This window comes from Trebonia kvetii, from assembly GCF_007827045.1.
Classification (GTDB): domain Bacteria; phylum Actinomycetota; class Actinomycetes; order Streptosporangiales; family Streptosporangiaceae; genus Trebonia; species Trebonia kvetii.
Map to the genome: position 1 here is coordinate 450,890 of NZ_RPFW01000003.1, position 23,662 is coordinate 474,551.

Genomic DNA, 23,662 nt, shown 5'->3' on the forward strand with positions numbered 1-23,662 from the left:
CGGGTTCGTGAGATGCGCCAGCCCGACATTCTTAGACATGCCGAGGGATGGCGGTCTCTATCAGTTCACGGTGCGTCGCCGCGTGCACCTTCGCGGAGCCGAACGCGGGCGCCGAGCTCGCCGGGAGCGCGACAAGCCGCGGCAGCCGGCCGATCACGTCGGGGGCCGGCAGGCGAAGCGCCATGCGTGGCCAGGCGCCCTGGTTCTCCGGCTCTTCCTGGCACCAGACCAGTTCGACGTCGCTGGGGTACCGCGAGAGTTCCTTCTGCAGTTCCCGCGCCGGGATGGGGTAGAGCCGTTCGACGCGGACGATCGCCGTGTCGGTGATACCCGACTTGGCCCGGTGCTCGGCGAGGTCGTAGTACATCTTGCCGGTGCAGAGCACCACCCGGCGGATCCTGCTCCCGTCGAAGCCGGCCGGCTCGCCGATCAGTGGCTTGAAGGAGCCCTGGGTGAAGTCCGACGTCGCCGAGGTGGCCGCCTTGAGCCGCAGCAGCGACTTGGGCGTGAAGACGATCAGCGGCTTGTGCCGGCCGCTGATCGCCTGCCAGCGCAGCAGGTGGAAGTAGTTGGCAGGGGTGGTGGGCAGCGCGACCGTCATGTTGTCCTGCGCGCACAGCGACAGGAACCGCTCGATACGCGCCGAGGAGTGGTCCGGGCCCTGGCCCTCGTAGCCGTGCGGCAGCAGCAGCACGACGCTGGACTTCTGGCCCCACTTCTGCTCGCCGGAGCTGATGAACTCGTCGATGATGGTCTGCGCGCCGTCGGCGAAGTCGCCGAACTGCGCCTCCCAGAGCACGAGCGCGTCCGGACGGGCGACCGAGTAGCCGTACTCGAAGCCCATCGCGGCGAACTCCGACAGCAGCGAGTCGTAGACGAAGAACCGCGCCTTGCCGTTGTCGAGCCTCTTGAGCGGAGTGTGCTCCTCGCCGGTTACCCGGTCCACGAGCACCGAGTGCCGCTGGCCGAACGTGCCGCGCCTTGAGTCCTGGCCGACAAGCCGGACCGGGTGCCCGTCCTGCAGCACCGAGCCGAAGGCGAGCAGCTCGCCGGTCGCCCAGTCGATCGTGTCTTCGCCGACGCTGGCGGCGCGCCGGTCGAGCTGCGGCTTGAGCCGCGGGTGGACGGTGAAGCCATCCGGGATGGACACCTGGGTGTCGATGATCTGCTTGACCAGGTCACCCGAGATCGCGGTCGGCACCGCGGCGTGGTCCACCGGGCGGTCGCCTGTCTCCTGCGGCATCACCGTGCCCGGCTGCGGCGGGAGTTCCGCAGCCTCCCTGGTCTCGGTGAACGCACGCTCCAGCTGCTGCTGGTAGTCGCGCAGCGCCGCCTCGGCCTCCTCCATGGTGAGGTCGCCGCGCGCGATGAGCGCCTCGGTGTAGAGCTTGCGCACCGAGCGGCGCGCCTCGATCAGGTCGTACATCAGCGGCTGGGTGAAGCTCGGGTTGTCGCCCTCGTTGTGCCCGCGGCGCCGGTAGCAGACCATGTCGATCACGACGTCCTTGCGGAACGCCTCGCGGTAGGCGAACGCGAGCCGCCCCACCCGGGTGACTGCCTCCGGGTCGTCGCCGTTCACGTGGAAGATCGGCGCCTGGATCATCCGCGCCACGTCGGTGGCGTAGACGCTCGACCGGGACTCCATCGGCGAGGTGGTGAAGCCGACCTGGTTGTTCACCACGATGTGCACCGTGCCGCCAGTGCGGTAACCGCGCAGCTGCGACAGGTTGAGCGTCTCGGCAACAACGCCCTGGCCGGCGAAGGCCGCGTCGCCGTGGATGAGCACCGGCAGCACGGTAAAGCCGTCCGCGGACTTGTCGAGGATGTCCTGCTTGGCGCGGACCACGCCCTCGGTCACCGGGTCGACGCACTCCAGGTGGCTGGGGTTGGCGACCAGGCTGCACGGGATGGTCTTGCCGCTGGCCGAGGTGAAGGTGCCGCTGGCGCCCAGGTGGTACTTCACGTCGCCTGAGCCCTGGGTGGACTTCGGGTCGAGGTTGCCCTCGAACTCCTTGAAGATCTGCCCGTAGGACTTACCGATGACGTTGGCAAGCACGTTGAGCCTGCCGCGGTGCGCCATGCCGACCACGGCCTCGTCGAGCTCCGCCTCGGCGGCCTCGCTTATCACCACGTCGAGCAGCGGGATCAGCGCCTCACCGCCCTCGAGCGAGAAGCGCTTCTGGCCGACGTACTTGGTCTGCAGGAACGTCTCGAACGCCTCGGCCACGTTGAGCTTGGACAGGATCCGCACCTGGTCGTCGTGGCCCGCCCGGGACGGGGGGACCTCGATGTGCGCCTGGATCCACTTGCGCTCTTCCGGGTCCTGGATGTGCATGTACTCGATGCCGATCGTCCGGCAGTAGGAGTCGCGGAGCACGCCGAGGATCTCCCGCAGCCGCATGATCGGCCGCCCGCCGAACCCGCCGGTGGCGAACTCGCGCTCCAGGTCCCATAGCGTCAGGCCGTGCTGGATGATGTCCAGGTCGGCGTGCTTGCGCTGCACGGTCTCGATCGGGTTGGTGTCGGCCATCAGGTGGCCGCGGACCCGGTAGGCGTGGATGAGCTCCTGCACCCGGGCCGACCGCGTGACATCGTCCTCGTGCCCGTACGGGAAGTCCTTCACCCAGCGGACCGGCTCATACGGGATGCGCAGGCTCTCGAAGACGCCGTCGTAGAAGCGGTTCTCGCCGAGCAGCATCCGGTGCACGATGCGCAGGAAGTCGCCCGACTGCGCGCCCTGGATGATCCGGTGGTCGTAGGTGGAGGTCAGCGTCACCGTCTTGCTGATCGCCAGCCGGGCCATGGTCTCCTCGCTCGCGCCCTGGTAGGCGGCGGGGTACTCCATGGCGCCGACGCCGATGATGGCGCCCTGGCCGGGCATGAGGCGCGGCACGGAGTGCTCGGTGCCGATCGTGCCCGGGTTGGTGAGGGAGATCGTGGTGCCCTGGAAGTCGGCGACCGTCAGCTTGCCGCTGCGCGCCTTGCGGACCACGTCCTCGTAGGCGGACCAGAACTGGCGGAAGTCCATCTCCTCCGCGCCCTTGATGTTGGGCACGAGCAGCTGGCGGCTGCCGTCCTTGGCCTTGAGGTCGATGGCCAGGCCCAGGTTCACGTGGTGCGGCATGGCGAGGACGGGCTTGCCGTCCTCCTCGGCGTACGCGGCGTTCATCTCCGGCAACGCCTTGACCGCCTGGACCAGCGCGTAGCCGATCAGGTGGGTGAAGGAGATCTTCCCGCCCCGGCCGCGCTGCAGGTGGTTGTTGATGACGATGCGGTTGTCGATGAGCAGCTTGGCCGGGAACGCGCGCACGCTGGTGGCGGTGGGCACGCTCAGGCTCGCCGCCATGTTCAGCGCGGTGCGCGCGGCGGCACCGCGGAGCTTGGACAGTTCGGCGTCGCCGGGGGGCGGCGCGGCGGTCGGGGCGGTCCCGGCGGGTGCCGCCGTGGCGGGCGTGGCCGGCGGCGCCGGGGCGGCGGGAGCAGCCGCGGTCTGCGGCGCGGCGACGGGCAACGGTGCCTGCGGGGGCGCGGTGGCGGGCGGCGGCTCGGCAAGGACGGGCATCGGCCCGGTGCCGTTCAGGCCGCGGACCGGACGGTAGTCGGCGAAGAACGACCACCATGCCTTGTCGACAGAACCCGGGTCGTCGAGGTAACGCTGATACAGCTCGTCGACCAGCCACTCATTGGGTCCGAAGTCGGCGCTGCCCGGCGCGCTGCCCGGCTCCGCTGACTCACCAGGCCGGGCAGGTGACGAGGGGTTTGCTGAGGACGCGCTGAAGTCTGCGGCAGCGAGCGGCGACTCAGAAGACACGGCGGACATCGCCTTCTTCCGAAGATTAGATGTGATTACTGACTCCCTCCTCCCAGGCTACCGCTCGGTTGTGCTAGCAGGGGGCGGGATGCTGCCGCCGTGGCTCAGGTGACCGATGTGGGATGAGTCACGCGCCTTGACCGCTTTCGACCCTGCACGCTTTACGTTCGCGATCCGTGCGGTCGCCGCACGGCTTCGGTGGCCGCTCACGCCGCACTGGCAGTGCTGTCGCGCGGCGGCTGCATCCAGCGAACCTGGGGGAATTGGCTGGTTATCAGGGGATTGACGCGCTGGCCATTAATTCGGGCGGTTTGCCGAGAAGGGAAATGCCCGGCCTTTCCCGTAACGGGCCGCTACGCTCGTGCTGAATGGACACAGGCGAGGTTCCCGGCTACGAGTTCGAGGCGCCGCGTGGCCCGCGTCACCGGCCTCGGCAGGACTCGCTGCGCCCGTATCCGCCGGAGCCGCTGCGCCCGCTCACGCGGGACTCGCTGCGCCCGATCAGGCATCCCGCACCGCCGCTGCCGCCGCCACGGGCCTCCGTTCGCGCCGCGGGCGGCGGCGTGCTCGCCGTCATGCGCACCAGGAACTGGCTTGTCGGCCTCGTTCTGCCGATCGTGGTCGCCGTGATCGTCGGCATCGCGGTGGTGGTGACCGCGGGCGGCGGCGGCAACGGCGGCGCGGCGCCGTCGGCGCTCGCCGCGGGCTTCCCGCCGGCCCGGCTGGCCGGGACGGCGTTTACCGGGCAAGCGGGCACGACCCCCGTGATGCTGGCGGCGATCGCCGCGTCGGCGGGCACCGAGGTACTCGCGGGGACCGCGGACGGCGGTCCCGCGCTGTGGGTCTCGCCGGACGGCGGCTCCACGTGGACGCGCGCTGCGCTGACCGCGGCGGGCCAGACCGGGGCGGGCCGCGGCCAGTTTGCCGGTGTCGCGCACGGCGCGGCGGGCTGGCTCGCCGTCGGCACGGCGCTGAGCGGAGCGGGGCGCGGCGGCCCGCTGATCGCCAGCTCACCAGACGCCCGGGCATGGACCGTGGCGGGCGGCACCGGGACCGCGGGTGCCGTCACGGCGGCGGTGGCCGCGGACCGGAAGGGCTTCGTGATCGTCGGCCATCGTCCCGCGCGGGGCGGTGCGGTCGCGGCAGCCGCCTGGTACGCGCCGGGCCTCGCCGGCTGGCGCACCGCCGCGATCGCCAGCAAGGCCGGGCACGGCCAGACGCTGATGAGTGCCGTCACCGCGACGGCCCGCGGGTTCGCCGCCGTCGGCGCCGCGGGAACGCGCCCGGCTGCCTGGCTGTCCGCCGACGGCCGCACCTGGCGGCAGTCGGTGATTGCCGCGCCCGCGGGCGCGGCGCGTGCGGCGCTCGCCTATGTCGCGGCGCACGGCGCCGTCGTGGTGGCCGCGGGCACCGCGTTCTCCGCCGCGGGCACCGGCAGCCCGTTCGCCGAGGTCTCGGCGGACTCGGGCGCCACCTGGACCCTGATCAGGCTTCCCGGGCCAGTCGGCGGACGGGCGGCCGCGGTCACCGCGCTGACCGCGGCGGGCGCCGGCTTCACCGCGGCGGGCACCTACGAGACGGGGGCCGGTTCCGCTGTGGTGCTCTGGACGCTGCCCGCCGCGGGCGGCACCGGATGGACGACGGCGACACCCCAGGGCACCGGCCTGGCCGGCTCACCGACTGGCCCCGCGACGCAGAACGCGATCACCGCGCTCACCGCCGACGGCGCGACGCTGACCGGCGGCGGATACACCGGGCAGCAGGGTCAGCTGATGCCGACGCTCTGGCAATCGCCGATCCGGTACTGAGCCTTCTGAGCCTGAGCGGGGCCATGTCACCGCAACACGTGCCTTGACTACGATGGCTCGGGTGACAAGCACCAAGCCAGGAACCGTTTTCGTCACCGGCGCGAGCAGTGGCTTCGGCGCCGCCGTGGCCCGCAGATTCGCCGCCGACGGCGCCCGCGTCGTCGCGGCCGCCCGCCGCACCGACCGGCTCAAGGATCTCGCGGGCGAGTTCGGCCCGCAGGTCCTCCCGTTGCAGCTGGACGTCAGGGACCGGGCAGGCGTCGCCGCCGCGGTGGCGGCCCTGCCGGAGGAGTTCAGCGCCGTCGACGTGCTGGTCAACAACGCCGGTCTCGCGCTCGGGCTCGGTCCCGCCCAGGACGCCGACCTCGACGACTGGGACCAGATGATCGACACCAACTGCAAGGGCCTGGTCTACTGCACGCGCGCGATCCTGCCCGGGATGGTCGCCCGCCGCCGCGGTCACGTGATCAACCTGGGGTCGGTGGCCGGCAGCTACCCCTACCCGGGCGGGAACGTGTACGGCGGCTCGAAGGCGTTCGTGCACCAGTTCAGCCTCAACCTCCGCAGTGACCTGCATGGCACGGGGGTGCGGGTCACCTGCGTCGAGCCCGGCATGGCGGACACCGAGTTCTCCCTGGTCAGGTTCTCCGGTGACCGGGGCAAGGCGGACAACGTCTACGAGGGCATGCAGCCGATGACCGCCGACGACATCGCCGAGTCCATCCACTGGGCGGCAACCATGCCGCAGCACGTCAACGTGAACACGATCGAGCTGATGGCCACCGCCCAGTCGTTCGCGCCGTTCCAGGTCGCCCGCGAACCCTGACCCGGACCTCACACGCTAGCGCGGGGGACTCCGGAAGGCCCGAACACGTCATGGCGCCGGTTCGCCAGCGAGGGCAGCGTTTCCCGGACCGAGTCCACCAGCGACAGGTCTACCTCCGCCACGGTCACGCCGGCCGACGGGCCGAGGTCGGCGCGCACCACGCCGAGCGGGTCGATAAGCAGCGACCGCCCGATGCCGGTCGGCGCGCGGGTCGGCTTCTCCGCCAGGTCGGGCACCTGGCCGACCGCAGCGATCCACACGGTGTTCTCGATCGCCCTGGCGCGCAGCAGCGTCACCCAGTGCTCTTCCTTGAACGTCCCGGCCTGCCAGGCGGCGCTGACCGTGACGAGCGAGGCGCCGCCGGCCGCCAGGCACCGCGTCAGTTCGGGGAAGCGGATGTCGTAGCAGATCTGCATGCCGACCGTAGTGCCGGCGAGCGGCGCGAGCACCACCTCGGAACCGGGCGCGACCAGGTCGGACTCGTGCTGGCTGAACGCGTCGAACAGGTGCAGCTTGCGGTAGGACGCCGCGAGGGAACCGTCGGCGGAGAACGCCACCGCGGTGTTGTACACCCGCCCGTCCGGCGCGGGCTCGAACGTGCCGAGCACCGCGGCGACCCGCGTCGTGGCGCAGGCGGCCGCGACCGCGGAGCAGAACGGGCCGTCGAGCGGCTCGGCCGCGGCGCGCAGGTCGGAGCCGAACCGGACGAGCGTCGCCTCAGGAAATACCGCGAGGTCGGCGCCGCCCGCGGCGGCCGCACCGAGCGCGTCCCGCACGCGTCCGAGGTTGACACCGGCGTCGGAGCTAACCGGAATCTGGCACAGGGCGATACGCATGGGGCCACGATAACCCCGCTGGCTGACGCCTGTCGGCAGCCACGATCCCGGCACCCCGCCGGACGTGATGTCATGGACTGGTGACGCGACCTGTGCTCAACCGCCGCTACGCGGGCTTCGGCAACACCATCTTCGGCGTGATGTCGGCTCGCGCCCTCGCCACCGGCTCGGTCAACCTCGGCCAGGGCTTCCCCGACGTCGACGGCCCCGCGGTGGTCGCGGAGGCCGCCGCGGAGGCGGTGCTGACCGGCAAGGGCAACCAGTACCCGCCCGCTACCGGCATCCCCGAGCTGCGCGCCGCGGTGGCACGCCATCAGCGGCGGTTCTACGGCCTTGACTACGACCAGGACACCGAGGTGCTCGTCACCGCCGGCGCCACCGAGGCCATCGCCGCCGCCATCCTCGCCCTGTGCGAACCGGGCGACGAGGTGATCGCGTTCGAGCCGTACTACGACTCCTACGTCGCCAACATCGCGATGGCGGGCGCCATCCGGGTGCCGCTGACGCTGCGCCCGCCGCACTTCCGCCCCGACCTGGCCGAGCTGGAAAACAAGATCACCGGCAAGACCAGGCTGCTGCTGCTTAACAGCCCGCACAACCCGACCGGGCTGGTTCTCACCCGCGAGGAGACCGAGGCCATCGCAAGGATGGCCATCGAGCATGACCTGCTGGTGATCGCGGACGAGGCCTACGAGCACCTCACGTTCGACGTGCCGCACGTGCCGTTCGCCACCATCGACGGCATGCGCGGCCGCGTCGTCTCGATCGGCTCCGCGGGCAAGTCGTTCTCCTTCACCGGCTGGAAGATCGGCTGGGTCACCGCTTCACCCGACCTCGTCGCCGCCGTCCGCACCACCAAGCAGTTCCTCACCTACGTGAACGGCGGCCCATTCCAGTACGCGGTCGCCCGCGCCCTTGATCTCCCCGACAGCTACTACACGGAGATGGCCACCGACCTGAAGGCCAAGCGCGACCTGATGGCGAGCGGCCTCGCGGACATCGGCTTCGAGGTGTACCAGCCGGACGGCACCTACTTCATCACCACCGACATCGCGCCGCTCGGCGAGACCGACGGCATGGAGTTCTGCCTGGGCCTGCCGGACCGCGCGGGCGTGGTCGCGATCCCAAGCGCCGTCTTCTACGACGATCACCCGGAAGCCGGCCGCACCCAGGTCCGGTTCGCGTTCTGCAAGCGCCAGGAGGTGCTCAAGGAGGCGCTCAGCCGCCTGTCCGTCCTCGCCCGCTGAAATTCAGTACCGATCATCCCGAACGGGTTGGGCTTACTCCGACCCCAAACAGTAGGCCTAGACCCATGGCCGGCGTCCGGCTGCGCCGCGACCATGGACGCATGACCACCTTCGGAGTCCGCGCGCCGGCCACCCCGGCCAGCCACGTAAAGCGCGGCACGCGCTTGCTCGCCTGGCTGCTGCCGCTGCTTGCAGCCGACACCTACACCGTTTTCCCTGACAACGGATCCTGGCTGCTCGTCATCGCGACTGCCGGCGCGGCGGTCGCGATGCCGCGGCTCACGGCCAGGCTCGTGCCGTTCGCCCTGTTCGCCTACGGTGCCTACGGGATCTGGCTGACCCATCAGATGATTTCCTACGAGGGGCCGTTTACTCGCTTCCCGAGCGGCGGCGCCCCCGATGGCATCATCGTGGTCACGCGCAACGTCATTTACGGCGTCGTGCGGATGGGGTCCTACGACAATACGGCCTACTCGCTGGCGCAGGCTGTGATCTTCCTGGCCGCGGGCGTCCTCCTGCTGGCCGTCACCGGGGCGCCTGGGGGCAGCCTGGTCCGCCGGGCGGCACAGCAGCTGCGCGGCGCGGGCGCCCAGCCGAAGACCGTGCCGCCGCTGCTGATCCTGCCGGTGCTCCTGCTGTGCGAGGAACTGTTCAGCAACCGCCTGTGGTTCGGCACCGCGGTGAACGCGAACATCGCGGGCAGGCTAGTGGCGATCCTGATCGTCGCAGGCGGCGTGATCCTGGCAGTGCGGCTGCCGCGCCAGGCGGCGACAGCTGCCGTAGCGGGAACCGTGCTTCTCGGCATTACGGGCGTGCTGCTCGGGCTGCGCTGGGTGATCGCCTACGCCGGATTCCCGTGGCACACCACCGTGCTTTACGGCGCCGTCCCGCTGCATACCCAATATTCCGGGCTGTTCGCCATCACCCAGGGCGTTGCCCTGCTCGGGGCAGGCGCCACGCTCGCGCCCCGGCTGGTGACCTGGAGCGGCGACCTCGAGCTGGCCAGGCGGGCGCAGCTGCTGACCCAGCGGGTGAGCCGGCTGACGCAGACGCGCAGCGACGCGACCGAGGTCGCGGTCGCCGAGTTGCGCCGCATCGAGCGTGACCTGCACGACGGGGCGCAGGCCCGCCTTGTCGCCGTCGGCATGTCGCTGCGGGCCGCAGAGGAGCTCATCCGCTCCAGCCCCGAGGCTGCGCTCGCCCTGGTCGCCGATGCGCGCCAGACGTCATCCCGCGCGCTTGACGACCTGCGTGACCTGGTGCGCGGGATCTACCCGCCGGTGCTCGCCGACCGCGGGCTCGCCGAAGCGGTCCGCGCCCTCGCCCTGGACACGCCGCTGACCGTGGACACGGACATCAGCCTGCGCGGCGAGCCGCCGATGCCGGTCGCCGCGGCGGTGTACTTCGCGATCGCGGAGGCGCTGACCAACGCGGTGCGGCACTCGGAGGCCCGCACGGTGGAGATCAGCATTGAACACAGCGGGGAAATACTGCGCGCCATGGTCACCGACGATGGCGGCGGCGGCGCCGACCCGTCCGCCGGCACCGGACTTGCCGGTGTCGAGCGGCGCCTGGCCACGTTCGATGGCATCCTTGCGGTAAGCAGCCCGCCGGGCGGCCCGACCATCGTCGCGATCGAGGTCCCCTGCTCGCTGCCGGACACGGGCCTGCCAGGCGCTGGACGGCCGGGCGCTGGCCGCCCTGGCAGCGGCCCGGCGGGCATCGTGACCAAGGGGGACGGCGAGCCGGCCGGCTCGCCGACCTGATCGGGGTTTCGTGCGCGTAGTCATCGGCGAGGACCTGTTCCTGCTCCGCGACGGCCTCGTGCGCCTCCTTGAGGCGCACGGCTTCGAGGTCGTCGCGGCGGTCGCCAGCGCGCCGGAACTGCTGCGCGCGCTGACCGAGCTGGAACCGGACGTCGGCATCGTCGATGTCCGGCTTCCGCCCTCGTTCACCGACGACGGGCTGCGGGTGGCCATCGAGGCGCGCCGGGCCAGGCCCGGCCTGCCGCTGCTGGTCCTTTCCCAGTACGTGGAGCAGCTCTATGCCAGGGAACTGCTCGCCGATCAGGCCGGGGGAATCGGCTACCTGCTCAAGGACCGCGTGTTTAGCGACGACGCGTTCGCGGACGCGGTGCGCGCGGTCGCCGCGGGCGGTACCGTGCTCGACCCCGAGGTGGTGTCCCGGCTGCTTGCCAAGCGCATCAGGTCGGGCCCGCTCGCCACGCTGACACCGCGCGAGCGCGAGGTCCTGTCCCTGATGGCCGAGGGCCGCTCCAACGCGGCGATCGCCGCCCGCCTCTTCGTCACCGAGAAAGCGGTGAGCAAGCACGCGGCGGGCATCTTCGCCAAGCTGGATCTCGCACTCTCGGAAGACGACAACCGCCGCGTCCTCGCCGTCCTCGCCTACCTCGGCGCGTAACCCGTCTTCCTCGTTCCCGGCGACGCGCCTGCGCCCCGGCCCGCCCGCCCTGCCGCCTCCTCGTCCCACGGCGTCCCGCTGTCCCCTGGCCTCCCGCCGCCCGCGGGCCCGTGCGTCCCGCTGCCCGCCGCCCCATGCGTCTGGCTGCCCGCGGCCCCTGTGCCCGCTGCCACCAGGGCCGCGGAACCCACCTCCTCGCCGGGCACGACTTTGCTTAGCTGGTGACCACTTTCTCCACTGTGCTTAACCGGCGACCACATTTGCGCCCGATTCGCGGCATTTGTCGCGCCGTCGGCTAAGTAAAGACGCAGCGGGCGCGAAGTCGGGGTGGCTGCGGAGCCCGCGCGGGGCGCGGCGCCGGGGACGGAAGCTGGGCGGAGCGGTGGTCGCCTAAGCTGCTTGGGTGCAGGAACGTGCTGAGTGGGATGTCGCCGTCATCGGTGCCGGGCCGGCCGGGCTGGCCGCCGCGAGCGCCGCAGCCGCCGCCGGGGCGCGGACCATCGTGCTCGAGCGAGCGGAACACCCCCGGTACAAGACCTGCGGCGGCGGCCTGATTGGCGCGTCCGTCGCGGCCGCGAGCGGGCTGATTGCGGTGCCCGCTAGAGACGAGATCCGCGCGGTCACGGTCACCCTGCGCGGCGGCCAGGAGTTCACCCGCTCGGACCGCGCACCCTTCCTTGCCATGGTGGTCCGCGAGGAGTTCGACGCGGCACTGCTGAAGCGGGCGCAGGAGAATGGCGCGGAGATCAGGCAGCGGGCCCAGGTGCGCGCCATCGACCAGGCGGACGGACACGTGACCGTCAGGCTCGCAGACGGATCGCAGGTCGCCGCGCGTACGGTCGTCGGCGCCGACGGCTCCTCCGGCATCACCGCGCGCGCCGTTGGCGCGGAGTTCGACCAGGTGGACCTCGGCCTCGAGCTTGAGATCGCTGTTCCCGACGCGGTGGCCCGCCAGTGGGCGGGCCGGATCCTGCTCGACTGGGGCGTGATTCCAGCCTCCTACGGCTGGGTCTTCCCCAAGGGCGACCGGCTCACCGTCGGCGTGATCGCGGCCCGCGGCCAGGGCGAGGCCACCAAGGCGTACCTGCGCGAATTCGTAGCCCGGCTCGGCCTGGCTGGCTTCGAGGTGGTGCAGGACTCAGGGCACCTCACCCGCTGCCGCTCGGACCGCTCCCCGCTGCGCAAGGGCCGGGTACTGCTGGCTGGCGACGCCGCGGGCCTGCTCGAACCGTGGACTCGCGAGGGCATCAGCTTCGCTCTTCGCTCGGGCGCCCTGGCGGGCCAGTACGCGGCCAGCGACGACCCAGACGGCTATGTCAACGCGGTCGGCGTCACCCTGGTTCCTGACATGCACGCGGGCAGGGCAGCACTGTCCGCCTTTACCCGGCACACGGGCACCTTCCACCGAGGCCTGTCCACCGGCAAGGGCTGGCGCGCGTTCACCAGGATGTGCCGCAGCGAACTGTCGCCGGCCGAGCTCGTGGCCAAGCCCGCGGCCCGGCTCTCCCTCGCCGTTCTCAACCGCCTCTAGCTCAACGGCCCTTAGGTTCAGTCGGCCTTCGCTGCCGCGATCACGCCGTCGACCTCGTCCTTGCGGGCGGCGAACTCCACGGCGTGCTCGCGTTCTAGCCGGTCGGCGGTGTCCTCGTCGTCGCGCATCAGCGCGTCGAGGTCGCCGCTCGCGGCGTCCATCACGCCCATGTCGACATAGGCCGCCTGGACCTTCGGGCCCCACAGGCCGATGTCCTTCACGCACGGCACGATCCGGCTGAACAGGAACTGCCGGAACGCGAGCTGCGTGGGGGAGCGATCCGCGAACTGCACGCACTCCTCGACGTCGTAGCCGAGCCGCTCGTAGACCTCGCGGGCGACGAACCGGTCGCGCATCAGGTAGCAGCCTTCGACCACGAACTCCTCGCGGTCGGCCCGTTCCGCGGCGGTGAGCCCGGCGTAGTAGTCGCGCAGCGCAAGCCTGCCGAACGCCACGTGCCGCGCCTCGTCCTGCATGACGTACGCGAGCAGCTGCTTGACGAGCGGGTTGCCCGTGATGTCGCGGTGCACGCCGAAGGCGGCGAGCGCCAGCCCCTCGATCAGCACCTGCATGCCCAGGTAGGGCAGGTCCCAGCGGGAATCACTCAGCGCGTCGGCGAGCAGCGCCGCCAGGTGGTCGTTGACCGGGTAGAACAGTCCGATCTTCTCCTTAACGAACCGGTTGAACAGCTCGACGTGCCGCGCCTCGTCCATGGTCTGGGTGGCGGCGTAGAACTTGGAGTCCATGTCGGGGACCGACTCAACGATCCGTGCCGCGACGGTGAGCGCACCCTGCTCGCCGTGCAGGAACTGGCTGAACAGCCACGACGACAGGTGGTGGCTCAGCTCGTCCCGCTCCGCCTGGTTGAGCTTCTCCCACTGGCGCGACCCGTAGATCGGCACCATCTCCTCGCCGGTCTCCATCACTGCCAGCGGGTTGACCGGCTGGTCCCAGTCGATCCGCTTGACCGCGTCCCACTGCTTGTCCTTGCCGCGCTGGTAGAGGTCGAGCAGCTGCTGCCGTCCCGCGTCGTACTCCCAGGAGAATCGGGCCGCGCCGGCCGCGGGCACGTCCCAGGTCTCGGTGCTGACCGGCGATGAGTACATGTCGTAGGTGCTCACGGCTGCCCTCCTGACAACGCGGCGACGGTGCCGCTGTCCCATTACTAGCCAGTAACGACGAAGATCGCAAGGCCTGCCCGCCGCGAATCGGACCGCCGGAGGCCGAGCGGTACCGGCGGCCCGTCAGCGCCGCCCGGCCGGGCGCTATGGTGCCTGGATGGATGCGAAGCTCAGGAAGGCGGCGGAGGCGGCGACCGGGTTCATGCCGGAGGCCGAGGGTCTGGCGCTGTGCGAGACCGCCGAGGCGTACGCGGCGGTGGGGCCGGTGCTCGAGGTCGGCAGCTACTGCGGGAAGTCCGCGATCTACCTCGCGGCCGGCGTCCGCGCCGCCCGCGGCGCCGGGGTCAGGCAGCAGGTCGTCACGGTGGATCACCACCGCGGCTCGGAGGAGCACCAGTCCGGCTGGGAGTACCACGACCCGGGCCTCGTCGATCCGGCGACCGGCAAGCTCGACACGCTGCCGCGGCTGCGGGCGACCCTGGCGGCCGCCGGTGTCGAGGACGATGTGGTGGCGATCGTCGGCAGGTCCGCCGACGTCGCCCGGCTGTGGCGGACCCCGCTCGGCATGCTGTTCATCGACGGCGGGCACACCGACGCGGCCGCCCAGTGGGACTACGAGGGCTGGGCCCCGTGGGTCGAGCTCGGCGGTGCCCTCGCCATCCACGACGTGTTCCCCGACCCGGCCGACGGCGGCCAGGCCCCGTTCCGCATCTACCAGCGCGCGCTCGCTTCCGGCGCCTTCACCGAGGTCCGCCACGCAGGCTCGCTCCGGGTGCTGGAGCGGACGGGCGACGGCAGCTAGGCAGCGGACGGCCGGCGGCGGCTAGGGGACCGGCGGGCGACGCCGGCTGGGGCGGGAAGGACCGCCGTTTTGCCGGCCTGACCAGCGGGCAAGAGTTTCGCGGCCGGTGCTGGCAGGTTTCGGGGGGAACCATGGAAGCTTCCTTGATGGCGGTACTGAACAAGGCCGAGGGCAGGCTCGTAGCGGAAACAGAGCTTGACGCGCTCGCCGGACTCGGCGAGGACGAGGCCATCGAACTCGAGGCACGGGTCAGGCGGGCGCGCGACAAGGCCGTCGGCCAGTACCGCAGGCCGGCGAGCGCCGCGGTCGCCGAGCACGCCGCCCGCGGCATGGCGTATCCGGAGAACCAGAGGGCGAGGGCGCGGGCCGAGGCGTTCGAGCGGGCGCTCGCCCGGGCCAGCCACCGGGTGGCGGTCCTCGCCAAGGAGTCCGCCGCCTCGCTGCGTAAGGAGCGGCTCGACGTGGCCCGAGCCGCGAAGCGCGGCGGCCGCGCCTGGCCGGGCGGCGAGGAGATGGTCCCGCGCCAGCGGCGCAAGGGACCGGAGGTCACGCCCGAGCCCACCGGCGAACGCGCGCTGCGCTCGGCGGCCAGGGAACGCCAGCGCGCGGAAACCCTCTCCCAGGGCGCCCGCAAGCAGGCGAAGCGGGACAGCAAGCGCTAGCCCAACAAGGAGACAGCCGACCGTGACCGCCAGGCGGCCGGCCGTCAGACGGCGACGATCTCGACGTGCTTGTCGGCTCCGACGAAGTCGCCGGGGTTGCGGGTATAGAGGCGTGCGGAGTGTGCGTGCGCGGTGGCGGCGATGAGCAGGTCCATGGTCCGCGCGCGCGGCTTGCGCCCGGCTTGGACGACCGCCGCTGTTATCTCGCCATAGCTCGCGGCCACTGCCTCATCGAGAGGCAGGGGGTCGAACTGCCGGTGCAGGATGCTCAGCCGCCGAAGTCGCTCCGCTCGCGTGGCGGTGTCCTGTGCGACCAGGACATCGAAATGAAGTTCGGCCAGAGTGACGGCGCTGATCGCAAGCTCGCCATTCAGTTCGCCGATGTCGCTGGCGATGACAACGCTTGTGTCGAGCAGCGCTCTCATGCGCTCCCCCAGGGATCGCGCACCTCTTGATCGATCCGATCGCGGTCTCCCTCCCACGCGGGGTCGGAGCGGCCAGTGAACAGATCGGCGATCTCCTCGTAGGTCCTCCACGCGCGAGGCCGGATCGGAACGAGCCGCGCACCAGGGCGACCGGACACGGTGATCTCGATCTCTTCCCCTGCCTCCGCCCTGCGGACGAGTTCGGACGCGTTCTGGCGCAGTTCGCGCAACCCTGGCACCTATCGCTACGCGTGGACGCACGGCATCGGCCGGGTGCGCTGGACGCAGGGCAAGCTCGCGTACCTCGGGTCGGTGGTCACGATCGCGGCGCTCATCGTCAGTCAGCTGTTCACCTGGCTGTTCGTCCCGTTCCTGACGACACAGCACCTGACCGTCCTCACGCCGGCGGTGTTCGACACGCGCGGCCTGGCGTACGCCGCGTGGACGCTGACCGCGTTCTGCCTCGGCGCGTTCCTCGGCACGCTGATCGGCCGGGTTCTCCCGGCGATGGCGGCCTCGCTCGGCTGCTTCGCCGCCCTCGCCGCGGTGACCGTGCTCTGCCTGCAATGCCATTACCCGGTCGCCACATTCTGGCCCAGGCAGCTCTTCGAGTCCGGCTGGCTCCTCGCCCTGTCGGCGCTGCTCGTCGCTGGCACTGTGCGGCTGGTCCGCCACCGCGCAGCCTGACGGACGATACGGAACGGGTTCGGCTTACTCACCCCGGCCCGCCTCGTCTTCGCCGCCTGCTAGCCCGGTCGGCTAGGCCCGTCTGCTAGCCCAGCCGGCTAGCCCCGGCCGGTGAGCGCGTCCGCCGTGGTCGGCTCGCAGCCGCAGGCGGCGGGGTCGGCGGGCGGGCGGTAGCTGGCCGGGGCGGGAATGGCGCGGAAGACGCCCGCGCCGCCGCTGAACCCAGTCAGCGCGTCGGCGGCGAGTACCACCGCGGCGGAGGTCCAGCCCGAGCGTTCGGCGGGAAAGTGGTCCTGGTTCACGTACTGCCAGCCGGTCCAATACGAACCGTCCTCGTGCCGCAGCGAGCCCACGGTGGCGAACACCTCGTGCGCACGCGCCCGCTGGCCGCAGGCGTCGAGGGCGAGCGCGAGCTCGCAGGTCTCGGCCACCGTCACCCAGGGCTGGTCGCTGACGCAGCGCACGCCGAGGCCGGGCACGACGAACGTGTCCCAGCCCAGGGCGAGCCGTTCGGTGCCCGCGGATCCCCGCAGCGCGCCGCCGAGCACCGGGTAGTACCAGTCCATCGAGAACCGGCTCTTGTCGGCGAACGCGTCGGGGTGGCAGGCGATAACGTGCCCGAGCTGGCCGGCGGCCAGCTCCCAGTCCGGCCGCGCCTCGCCGGCCAGGCCGGCCAGCGCTAGGGCGCAGCGCAGCCCCTGCAGGATGCTGGCGCTGCCGGAAAGCAGCGCGAACCCGCCAGGCGCGCCGGAACCGTCGCGTTCCCAAGCCACCTCGCCGCGCCTCGTCTGCAGGTCGAGCACCCACTCGACGGCCGCTTGCACCGTGGGCCACATCCGGACGGCGAACCTGCGGTCGCCGGTGACCAGGTAGTCGTGCCAGACGCCGACCGCGACGTAGGCGGCGTGGTGGCTCTCCGCCGCGTCGTCGGTCACCTCGCCGGGGAAGGCGGCACCGGGACCCCCGGTGGTCCGCGGCCAGGAGCCGTCGGAACGCTGGGTTTCGCGCAGCCACTGGTAGGCGAGCCGCGCCTGGAGGGGGAGCCCGCAGGCGCTGAGCGCCATCGCGCATTCCACGTGGTCCCACGGGTCCACGTGGCCGTCCGGCCAGGGGATCGCGCCGTCTGGCCGCTGCACCGCGGCGATAGCGCGGGCGGTCTGCAGCATGTCGGCGGGCGGCTTCGGGCTGCCCGGGCGGTGCCGTCCGGCCGGCTTCATTCGGCTGCCCCGCTGCCCGCTAGGTCGCTCTGCTTTCCCGGGGGGACGACCCCCCCAGACCCCCCCGCATCCCCATGTGGGGACCGGGTGCTGGCCAGGGGAACCGCGAACCCGTTCGGGATGACCGGTTTCGGAGTCTCGGCCTTTCTCGCGTAGATCACCAGGCTCTTGCCGATGAGCGGGTTGAGCGCGGCCTCGGAAAGCCGGGTGAGCGCGGGCTTGCTCATGATGTCCCAGACGAGCAGCCGGTGGTACGCCCGCACGGCGGGATGCTTGTCGTCGTGCACGCCGACCGCGCACTTCAGCCACCAGTAGGCCGAGTGCAGGCCGTGGGCGTGGTGCCCGCCGATGGGCGTGAGCCCGGCCGCGGCCAGCTTGGCGCCGAGTTCGGCCCTGGTGAAGATGCGCACGTGGCCGCCGGGCACCTCGTGGTACTCACGGGACAGCGCCCAGCAGATCCGCTCGGGGAGCCAGGCGGGCACGGTGACCGCGACGGTTCCGCCAGGGCGCAGGATCCGGGCGATCTCGGCCATGGCGGCGGTGTCGTCGGGTATGTGCTCGAGGATCTCCGCGGCGATGATCGCGTCGAACGCGCCGTCAGGAAAGGGCAGGTTCGTCGCGTCCGCCGACACGGCGGCGGCCGCCCCGGGCGGGCCCGCCTCGCCCGTCTCGCGCATGGCGGCGAACATGCTGCCGACCGGCGGCAGCTCCTTGACGTCGAGGTCGGCCGCGACCACGCGGGCGCCGCGACGGTAGGCCTCGAAGGCGTGCCGGCCGGCACCGCACCCGAGGTCGAGCACGCGGTCGCCGGGATTAATCGGAAATTTCGTGAAATCGACGGTCAGCAACCGGTCTCCCCGTTGATCACCTTCCGGTACAGCGCCTCGGTCGCGGCGGCTACCGCGGGCCAGGCGAACCGCTCGCGTACCCGGGCCAGGCCGCGCGCGGCGAGCGCCGCGCGCGACTCCGGCTCGTCGAGCAGGCTGCGCAGCGCGGCGGCGAGTTCCTCGGCATCGCCTGGCGTCACGAGCAGCGCGGCGTCGCCGGTGACCTCGGGCAGCGCGCCGGCCCTGCTGGCGATGAGCGGCGTGCCCGAGGCCATGTGCTCCACCGCGGGCAGCGAGAAGCCCTCGTACATCGAGGGGATCACCGCGACCTCGGCGGAGGCGAGCAGCTTTGCGTACTCCGCGTCGGGCAGGCCGCTGGCGAACCTGACCCGGCTGTCCAGGGCAAGCTGCGTCACCTGCTGCCTGGTGGCGGCCGACGGAGTCCCGACGACCACCAGGTGCGTGTCGCGTTCCGTGGCCAGCTTGGCGACGGCGCGCAGCAGCGTGGACAGCCCCTTGAGCGGCGAGTCGGCGCTGGTCACCGTCACGATCCGGCCCGGCACGCGCGGTTCGCCGCGGCGCGGGTGAAAGAGCCGGGTATCAACGCCAAGTGGCACAATATATACATTATCCGGGTTCGTATGGAAATCACGGCATATGTCGTTTTTTGACGACGACGACACCGTGATCAGCGGCCCCGCCCGCCGCGCCACCCGCCCCTGCATGCGCACGAAACCGTACCAGCGGCGCTTGCTTAGCCGCTCACGCCAGTTCCGCCCGTCGAGGTCGAGCCGCCTGTCCACCGTGATGGGGTGATGAATGGACGTCACGAGCGGCAGGCCGAGCCGCCGCAGGCCGAGCATCCCGTAGCCAAGCCCCTGGTTGTCGTGCACGATGTCGAAGTCGCCCGGCCTGGCGCGCAGCGCGCGCAGCGCCCGCACGCTGAACGTGAGCGGCTCGGGGAACGCGCCGCCCCACATCATCGCCACCTCGACCGCGTCCGCCCAGTCCCTGAACTCAGCAAGGCGCGGGGTGCGGAACGGATCGTCGTCGCGGTAGAGGTCAAGGCTCGGCACCTCGCGCAGCACCGGGCCTTCGTCGAGGTCCGGATAGGGCTGCCCGGAGAACACCTCGACGAGGTGGCCGCGCGCGGCGAGTTCCCTGCTCAGGTGCCGCACGTAAACGCCCTGGCCGCCGGAGTGCGGTTTGCTCCGGTACGACAGCAGCGCGATGCGCAGCGGGCGGTTCACTGTGGCCACGGGGCACCATACCAGGACTAGTACCCAGCGGTAGTAACGCGGGTCAGCTCGCCGCCATCCCGCCGACGGCAACGCCGATCAGGTAGGTGATGCCGGCGGCGAGGGCGCCGAGCGCCAGCTGGCGCAGCGCGCCGCGCCAGAACGGCCGGCCGGTCAGCCGGGCCACCATGCCGCCGCCCGCGACCGCGGCGAGCGCGGCGAGGACGAGGGCGAGCCACAGGCTGTCGCTGCCGGCGGCGTAGGGCAGCAGCGGGATGATCGCGCCGACCGCGAAGGCGACGAGCGACGCGCCCGCGGCGACAAACGGCGAGGGCAGCTCGGCGGGGTTGACCCCGAGTTCCTCGAAGGTGTGCACGGCGAGCGCCTTGTCCGGATGCGCCGAGATCTCGGCGGCGGCGAGCCGCGCGGTGGCCGCCGAGATGCCGCGACGGCGCAGCATGCCGACCAGCTCGATCTGCTCCGCGGCCGCGTTGGTGGCGAGCTCGTGCCGTTCCTTGTCCACCTCGGCCTGGACGAGCTCATTCTGCGAGGAAACGGACACAAACTCGCCGGCCGCCATCGAGAACGCGCCCGCCGCGAGCCCGGCGAGTCCGGTGAGCACTATCGCGTGCCGCGACCCGCCGCCGCCCCCGACGCCGGCGATCAGTGAGACGTTGGTGACCAGCCCGTCCATCGCACCGAAAACGGCAGGCCTGAGCCATCCGCCCGACACGTCCCGGTGCTCGGGACCGTGATGGTCCACGCGATCGTTGTCTTTGGTGATCACGAGGACATTCTAAGAAGGGACGCGGCTAGTTCCCGACCATGCCGGTTGGGGATGATGGTGCGTGTGACGAATTCCGAAGGGGCCGCTCCGCTGGAGACCGTGCGCCGCTGGCACGCCGAGCTCGCCTGGCTCGGTCGCGGCGCGCCCGGCCCGCGTGGGATGCCCGGGGCGGCCGCGCCCGGCCTCGGCCTGGGGCGCGACGTGCTGATCGAGGCGCGCGGCATGCGGTTCACCGCCGTCACCCCGGACGTTCCCGCCGCGCAGGTGCCGCCGGACACGGTGCGGCTGCCCGGCCTGACCCTGCCTGGCCTGGCCAACGCGCATTCGCACGCGTTCCACCGCGCGCTGCGCGGCAACGTGGCCGGCGCCGGGATCACTGCCGGGTTCGCCGCGGGCGCCGGGACGGGCTTCGGCGGCGGACAGCAGGACGACACCTTCTGGACCTGGCGCGAGCAGATGTACGCCGTCGCGGAGCGGCTCGACCCCGATCGCTACTTCGCCCTCGCCCGCGCCGTCTACGCGGAGATGGCACTTGCCGGGATCACCTGCGTCGGGGAGTTCCACTACCTGCACCACGGTCCCGGCGGAACCCGCTACAGCGACCAGAACGAGATGGGCCGCGTGCTCATCGCGGCGGCCGCCGCGGCCGGCCTGCGCATCACCCTGCTCGACGCCTGCTACCTGGCCGGCGGTTTCACCGCGGGCGGCGAGCCGGTACCGCTCGCGGGAGTGCAGCTCCGCTTCGGCGACGGCACCGCGCACGACTGGGCGGAGCGAGTGTCCGGGTTCGGCTACGACGACCTGGGCATGGCGGCGCCGCACGCCAGGGTCGGCGCGGCGATCCACTCGGTCCGCGCGGTCCATCCGGACGCGGTGCCGGTGGTCATGGCCTTGTCGCACGCGCACGGTGCCCCGGTGCACGCCCACCTGTCGGAGCAGCCGCTCGAGAATCACGAATGCCGCGCCGCGTTCGGAGCGACGCCTGCCGAGGTGCTGTACGACGCGGGGGCGCTCGGGCCGCGCACCACGCTGGTGCACGCCACCCACCTGACCGAGCGCGACATCGAGCTGCTCGGCGGGTCGCTGTCCACCGTGTGCATGTGCCCGCTTACCGAGGCCGACCTGGCCGACGGCGTCGGCCCCGCGCCCGCGCTGGCCGCCGCGGGGTCGCCGCTTGCCCTGGGCAGTGACGGGCAAAGCGTGATCGACCTGATCGATGAGGCGCGCTGGCTCGAGCTGTCGCAGCGGCTGATCACCAGGCGGCGCGGGCACTTCAGCGCGGCCCAACTGGCAGCGGCGGCGACCGCGTCCGGGCACGCCTGCCTCGGCTGGCCGGACGCGGGCGAGATCGTCCCTGGCGCGCATGCCGACCTGGTGACGATCTCCCTTGACTCGCCGCGGCTCGCCGGCGGCGGGCGGGACCCAGTGGCCGCGGTGTTCGCCGCGGGCACCGCGGCCGACGTCAGGCACGTCGTGGTGTCCGGCGCCGACGTGGTGCGCGACGGGCGGCACCAGCTTGTCGATGACGTGCCACGCGAGCTTGCCGCCGCCATCGGCGCGGTACTCACCTAGCGGCGGCGGGGATGCCTCGTTCCTTGCTGATCACCAGGATCGGCGAGCTCGTGACAAACACTCCGGACGGGACAGTGCCGGCTAGCGCGGAGCCGACCGGCGTGGCTCCGGCTAACACGGCCAAGCCGGCCGGCACGGCACAGCCCGGTGGCACAGCACAGCCCAGCGGGCCAGGCGGCTCGTTCGCCGCGATCGGTGACGCCGCCCTGGTGATCGAGGACGGTTGGATCGCGTGGACCGGGCCGGCCGCCCAGGCGCCCGCCGCCGACGAGGTGGTCGACGCGGCGGGCCGCGCCGTGCTGCCCGGTTTCGCCGACTCGCACGCGCACCTGGTGTTCGCGGGGGAGCGGTCCGCCGAGTTCGCGGCGCGGATGGCGGGCCGTAAGTACACCGCGGGCGGCATCAGGACCACGGTCGCCGCCACCCGCGCCGCGAGCGACGCGGAGCTCAGGGCCGGCCTGGGCCGGCTGGCAGGGGAGATGCTCGCGCAGGGCAGCACCACGTTCGAGTGCAAGTCCGGCTACGGCCTCACCGTGCCGGACGAGGCCAGGGCGGTCGCACTGGCCGCCGAGATCACCGGCGAGGTGACCTACCTCGGCGCGCACGTGGTGCCCGCCGAGTTCGCCGGCGACCCGGGCGGCTACGTCGACCTGGTGTGCGGGCCGATGCTGGACGCGTGCGCGCCGCACTGCCGCTGGGCCGACGTGTTCTGCGAGCGCGGTGCGTTCGGCGCGGACGAGGCACGCGCGGTGCTCACCGCGGGACTGGGCCGCGGCCTGCTGCCGCGGATTCACGCCAGCCAGCTCGGCCCCGGCCCCGGCATCGTGCTCGCGGTCGAGATCGGCGCGGCATCCGCGGACCACTGCACCTTCCTCACCGACGCGGACGTGGACGCGCTCGCGTCGTCGGACACCGTCGCGACGCTGCTGCCTGGCGCGGAGTTCAGCACCCGCCAGCCCTATCCGGACGCCCGCCGCCTGCTCGACGCCGGCGCCACGGTCGCGCTCGCCACCGACTGCAACCCCGGCACGTCCTACACCACGTCGATGCCGTTCTGCATCGCGCTCGCGGTCCGCGACATGCGGATGACCACGGAGGAGGCGGTCTGGTCGGCCACGGCGGGCGGCGCACGCGCGCTGCGCCGCACCGACATCGGCTACCTCGCCCCTGGCGCTCGGGCGGACCTGATCATCCTCGACGCCCCGTCCCACGCGCACCTCGCGTACCGACCGGGCGTCCCCCTCATCCACGCCGTCTACAAATCCGGCCGCCGCGTCGGCTGACCCCGCCTGCTCACCGCGGCCCGATCACCGATGGCCCGCGGTAACTTCGGCCGGGGGGGCGGCCTCACCCGAAGGCCGGGTAGCGGCCGCGGAAGCGGACAAGCGGGTCGCCGGACTCGGCCACGTAGGCCACCGACTCGATGGCGGAGATCACCAGCAAGTGGTCGCCGGCCGGGACGCGCCTGGCGACCGAGCATTCGAGCGCGGCCAGGCCGCCCGACGGTATCAGCGCGCCGGATTCGGCGCCGCGCGCATGCGGCACCGCCTCGAGGATCAGCCGCGCGCTTGGCCGGCCCTCGGCGGCGAACTGGCCGGCCAGCACCTTCTGCGCCGACGACAGCAGCGTGACCGCGAATCGCGCGGCGGGGAGCGACGGCCGGCTGAGCACCTCCGCCGGGTAGGCGTCGGCGATCAGCGACACCGCGACGAGCGGCGGGTCGAGCGAGACAGGAAGGAACGCGCTGACCGTGGTGCCGATGTCGTCGCGGCCGTCGGCGATGGTCAGCAGCGTGACACCGGCCGCCCACGCCGACAGCGCGTCAAGCAAGCCGCTCACTGGGC

General features: G+C 72.0%; 21 protein-coding genes. 11 read left to right on the top strand and 10 right to left on the bottom strand.

Features of this window, described 5'->3' with window-relative positions; all coding sequences use genetic code 11:
• Positions 1 to 31 precede the first annotated feature (31 nt).
• On the bottom strand, positions 32 to 3,820 hold the full coding sequence (locus EAS64_RS16915; RefSeq protein WP_145853963.1) for a multifunctional oxoglutarate decarboxylase/oxoglutarate dehydrogenase thiamine pyrophosphate-binding subunit/dihydrolipoyllysine-residue succinyltransferase subunit: 3,789 nt from the start codon (positions 3,818 to 3,820) through the stop codon (positions 32 to 34).
• Between the two features lie 359 nt (positions 3,821 to 4,179).
• Between EAS64_RS16915 and EAS64_RS16920 the strand changes: the two genes are divergently transcribed.
• Together EAS64_RS16920 and EAS64_RS16925 are read left to right on the top strand one after the other, a co-directional pair.
• On the top strand, positions 4,180 to 5,619 hold the full coding sequence (locus EAS64_RS16920) for a hypothetical protein (protein ID WP_145853964.1): 1,440 nt from the start codon (positions 4,180 to 4,182) through the stop codon (positions 5,617 to 5,619).
• A 61-nt stretch (positions 5,620 to 5,680) separates the two neighbouring features.
• Entirely contained in the window at positions 5,681 to 6,445 is a 765-nt protein-coding gene (locus tag EAS64_RS16925) for an SDR family oxidoreductase (protein WP_246115724.1), read from the top strand.
• Positions 6,446 to 6,453: 8 nt separating this feature from the next.
• Here EAS64_RS16925 and EAS64_RS16930 read toward each other — a convergent pair whose 3' ends face one another.
• On the bottom strand, positions 6,454 to 7,281 hold the full coding sequence (locus EAS64_RS16930) for a carbon-nitrogen hydrolase family protein (RefSeq protein ID WP_145853966.1): 828 nt from the start codon (positions 7,279 to 7,281) through the stop codon (positions 6,454 to 6,456).
• A gap of 80 nt (positions 7,282 to 7,361) precedes the next feature.
• On the opposite strand from EAS64_RS16930, the gene EAS64_RS16935 reads away from it, so the two are divergent.
• From EAS64_RS16935 to EAS64_RS16950, 4 genes are all read left to right on the top strand, one after another.
• Positions 7,362 to 8,528, top strand: coding sequence for a pyridoxal phosphate-dependent aminotransferase (locus EAS64_RS16935; protein ID WP_222849369.1), 1,167 nt, complete (start codon positions 7,362 to 7,364; stop codon positions 8,526 to 8,528).
• A 101-nt stretch (positions 8,529 to 8,629) separates the two neighbouring features.
• Positions 8,630 to 10,294, top strand: coding sequence for a sensor histidine kinase (locus tag EAS64_RS16940; protein WP_246115725.1), 1,665 nt, complete (start codon positions 8,630 to 8,632; stop codon positions 10,292 to 10,294).
• A 10-nt stretch (positions 10,295 to 10,304) separates the two neighbouring features.
• Positions 10,305 to 10,949, top strand: coding sequence for a LuxR C-terminal-related transcriptional regulator (locus EAS64_RS16945; protein WP_145853968.1), 645 nt, complete (start codon positions 10,305 to 10,307; stop codon positions 10,947 to 10,949).
• A 403-nt stretch (positions 10,950 to 11,352) separates the two neighbouring features.
• Positions 11,353 to 12,480 (top strand): geranylgeranyl reductase family protein, encoded by a 1,128-nt coding sequence (locus tag EAS64_RS16950; RefSeq protein ID WP_145853969.1) that lies wholly within the window; start codon positions 11,353 to 11,355, stop codon positions 12,478 to 12,480.
• 17 nt (positions 12,481 to 12,497) lie between these two features.
• On the opposite strand, the gene EAS64_RS16955 is transcribed toward EAS64_RS16950, so the two are convergent.
• Positions 12,498 to 13,601 carry a ferritin-like domain-containing protein gene (locus EAS64_RS16955; RefSeq protein WP_145853970.1) on the bottom strand — a complete coding sequence of 368 codons (1,104 nt, stop codon included), beginning with the start codon at positions 13,599 to 13,601 and terminating at the stop codon, positions 12,498 to 12,500.
• Between the two features lie 157 nt (positions 13,602 to 13,758).
• Here EAS64_RS16955 and EAS64_RS16960 point away from each other — a divergent pair, with 157 nt between their 5' ends.
• Both EAS64_RS16960 and EAS64_RS16965 read left to right on the top strand, forming a co-directional pair.
• Positions 13,759 to 14,403 (top strand): class I SAM-dependent methyltransferase, encoded by a 645-nt coding sequence (locus tag EAS64_RS16960; RefSeq protein ID WP_145853971.1) that lies wholly within the window; start codon positions 13,759 to 13,761, stop codon positions 14,401 to 14,403.
• A gap of 131 nt (positions 14,404 to 14,534) precedes the next feature.
• Complete coding sequence (locus tag EAS64_RS16965; protein WP_222849370.1) at positions 14,535 to 15,065, top strand: hypothetical protein; 531 nt, start codon at positions 14,535 to 14,537, stop codon at positions 15,063 to 15,065.
• 44 nt (positions 15,066 to 15,109) lie between these two features.
• On the opposite strand, the gene EAS64_RS16970 is transcribed toward EAS64_RS16965, so the two are convergent.
• Positions 15,110 to 15,490: a type II toxin-antitoxin system VapC family toxin gene (locus EAS64_RS16970; RefSeq protein ID WP_145853973.1), complete on the bottom strand. Its 381-nt coding sequence runs from the start codon at positions 15,488 to 15,490 to the stop codon at positions 15,110 to 15,112.
• Complete coding sequence (locus EAS64_RS47485; RefSeq protein WP_145853974.1) at positions 15,487 to 15,729, bottom strand: type II toxin-antitoxin system Phd/YefM family antitoxin; 243 nt, start codon at positions 15,727 to 15,729, stop codon at positions 15,487 to 15,489. The genes EAS64_RS16970 and EAS64_RS47485 overlap by 4 nt, the downstream gene beginning before the upstream one ends.
• Between EAS64_RS47485 and EAS64_RS16980 the strand changes: the two genes are divergently transcribed.
• A complete protein-coding gene (locus EAS64_RS16980) occupies positions 15,650 to 16,177 on the top strand; it encodes an ABC-2 membrane transporter-related protein (protein ID WP_187366044.1) in 528 nt (175 codons plus the stop codon). The genes EAS64_RS47485 and EAS64_RS16980 overlap by 80 nt on opposite strands.
• Before the next feature lie 98 nt (positions 16,178 to 16,275).
• Here EAS64_RS16980 and EAS64_RS16985 read toward each other — a convergent pair whose 3' ends face one another.
• From EAS64_RS16985 to EAS64_RS17000, 4 genes are read right to left on the bottom strand one after another with little or no spacing between them, the layout of a single operon-like run.
• The gene (locus tag EAS64_RS16985; RefSeq protein ID WP_145853976.1) at positions 16,276 to 17,394 is read right to left on the bottom strand and encodes a prenyltransferase; all 1,119 of its coding nucleotides are present in this window, start codon (positions 17,392 to 17,394) and stop codon (positions 16,276 to 16,278) included.
• The gene (locus EAS64_RS16990) at positions 17,391 to 18,242 is read right to left on the bottom strand and encodes a class I SAM-dependent methyltransferase (protein ID WP_145853977.1); all 852 of its coding nucleotides are present in this window, start codon (positions 18,240 to 18,242) and stop codon (positions 17,391 to 17,393) included. Before EAS64_RS16990 ends, EAS64_RS16985 begins: the two co-directional genes overlap by 4 nt.
• Entirely contained in the window at positions 18,236 to 19,480 is a 1,245-nt protein-coding gene (locus EAS64_RS16995; RefSeq protein WP_246115726.1) for a glycosyltransferase family 4 protein, read from the bottom strand. The genes EAS64_RS16990 and EAS64_RS16995 overlap by 7 nt, the downstream gene beginning before the upstream one ends.
• Positions 19,481 to 19,523: 43 nt before the next feature.
• Positions 19,524 to 20,246, bottom strand: a complete 723-nt coding sequence (locus EAS64_RS17000; RefSeq protein ID WP_246115727.1) for a VIT1/CCC1 transporter family protein — start codon at positions 20,244 to 20,246, stop codon at positions 19,524 to 19,526.
• A gap of 159 nt (positions 20,247 to 20,405) precedes the next feature.
• Here EAS64_RS17000 and EAS64_RS17005 point away from each other — a divergent pair, with 159 nt between their 5' ends.
• On the top strand, positions 20,406 to 21,818 hold the full coding sequence (locus EAS64_RS17005) for a formimidoylglutamate deiminase (RefSeq protein ID WP_145854831.1): 1,413 nt from the start codon (positions 20,406 to 20,408) through the stop codon (positions 21,816 to 21,818).
• Between the two features lie 11 nt (positions 21,819 to 21,829).
• Positions 21,830 to 23,101, top strand: a complete 1,272-nt coding sequence (hutI, locus tag EAS64_RS17010; protein WP_145853978.1) for an imidazolonepropionase — start codon at positions 21,830 to 21,832, stop codon at positions 23,099 to 23,101.
• Between the two features lie 64 nt (positions 23,102 to 23,165).
• On the opposite strand, the gene EAS64_RS17015 is transcribed toward hutI, so the two are convergent.
• Positions 23,166 to 23,657, bottom strand: coding sequence for a flavin reductase family protein (locus EAS64_RS17015; RefSeq protein ID WP_145853979.1), 492 nt, complete (start codon positions 23,655 to 23,657; stop codon positions 23,166 to 23,168).
• Positions 23,658 to 23,662: the final 5 nt, after the last annotated feature.